Annotated in this window: 1 protein-coding gene; it reads left to right on the plus strand. The window is 59.0% G+C overall.

The window, feature by feature from the left end; genetic code table 11:
* The coding region (gene bcsC / locus C0K55_RS25590; RefSeq protein ID WP_105283456.1) for a cellulose synthase complex outer membrane protein BcsC at window positions 1-1,825 on the plus strand (1,825 nt) is incomplete at both ends.

Here is a 1,825-nt window from a genome sequence, read left to right on the forward strand (position 1 = left end):
TCTGGCAGGCCGGGCAACGTAGCCAGGCCGATACCCTGATGCGCAATCTGGCACAGCAGAAACCAGACGATCCGGAGCAGGTTTACGCTTACGGGCTGTATCTCTCCGGTCACGATCAGGAGCGGGCGGCGCTGGCGCATATCAACAGCCTGCCGCGCGCGCAGTGGAACAGCAATATTCAGGAGCTGGTTAATCGGCTGCAAAGCGATCAGGTGCTGGAAACCGCTAACAGTCTGCGGGAAAGCGGCAAAGAGGCCGAAGCGGAAGCGATGCTGCGCCAGCAACCACCTTCCACGCGCATTGACCTCACGCTGGCCGACTGGGCGCAGCAACGGCGTGATTACACCGCCGCCCGCGCTGCGTATCAGAATGTCATGACGCGCGAGCCGAATAACATCGACGCCATTCTTGGCCTGACGGAAGTGGATATTGCTGCAGGCGACAAAGCGGCAGCGCGCAGCCAACTGGCGAAACTGCCCGCCACCGATAACGCGTCGCTGAACACGCAACGGCGTGTGGCGCTGGTGCAGGCACAGCTTGGCGATACCGCGGCGGCGCAGCAGACGTTTAACAGGCTGATCCCACAGGCAAAATCTCAACCACCGTCGATGGAAAGCGCGATGGTACTGCGCGATGGCGCGAGTTTTGAAGCGCAGGCGGGGGAACCGCAGCAGGCGCTGGAAACCTACAAAGACGCAATGGTCGCATCCGGTGTGGCGACAACGCGTCCGCAGGATAACGACACCTTTACCCGTCTGACCCGCAATGACGAGAAGGACGACTGGCTGAAACGCGGCGTGCGCAGCGATGCGGCGGACCTCTATCGTCAGCAGGATCTCAACGTCACCCTCGAACATGATTACTGGGGTTCGAGCGGTACTGGTGGCTATTCTGATCTGAAAGCGCACACCACCATGTTGCAGGTGGATGCGCCGTATTCCGACGGGCGAATGTTCTTCCGCAGTGATTTCGTCAATATGAACGTTGGCAGTTTCTCCGCCGACGCTGAGGGTAAATGGGATAACAACTGGGGCACCTGTACGTTACAGGATTGTAGCGGCAATCGCAGTCAGTCGGATTCCGGTGCCAGCGTTGCTGTCGGCTGGCGCAATGACGTCTGGAGCTGGGATATCGGCACCACGCCGATGGGCTTCAACGTGGTGGATGTCGTTGGCGGCATCAGTTACAGCGACGACGTGGGGCCGCTTGGTTACACCATTAACGCCCATCGTCGCCCCATCTCCAGTTCCTTGCTGGCCTTTGGCGGGCAAAAAGACTCCCCGGGCAACACCGGGAAAAAATGGGGCGGCGTGCGTGCTGATGGCGTGGGGCTAAGCCTGAGCTACGATAAAGGTGAAGCGAACGGCGTCTGGGCATCGCTTAGCGGCGACCAGTTAACCGGCAAAAATGTTGAAGATAACTGGCGCGTGCGCTGGATGACGGGCTATTACTATAAAGTCATCAACCAGAACAATCGCCGCGTCACCATTGGTCTGAACAATATGATCTGGCATTACGACAAAGACCTGAGTGGGTACTCACTCGGTCAGGGCGGTTACTACAGTCCGCAGGAATACCTGTCGTTTGCCGTACCGGTGATGTGGCGTGAGCGGACGGAAAACTGGTCATGGGAGCTGGGGGCGTCTGGCTCGTGGTCGCATTCACGAACCAAAACCATGCCGCGTTATCCGCTGATGAACCTGATCCCGACTGACTGGAAAGACGATGCAGCCGGCCAGACCAACGACGGTGGCAGCAGTCAGGGCTTTGGCTACACGGCGCGGGCATTACTTGAACGCCGCGTCACATCCAACTGGTTTGTCGG

Origin of the sequence: Escherichia sp. MOD1-EC6098, assembly GCF_002965865.1 — a bacterium.
Classification (GTDB): domain Bacteria; phylum Pseudomonadota; class Gammaproteobacteria; order Enterobacterales; family Enterobacteriaceae; genus Escherichia; species Escherichia marmotae.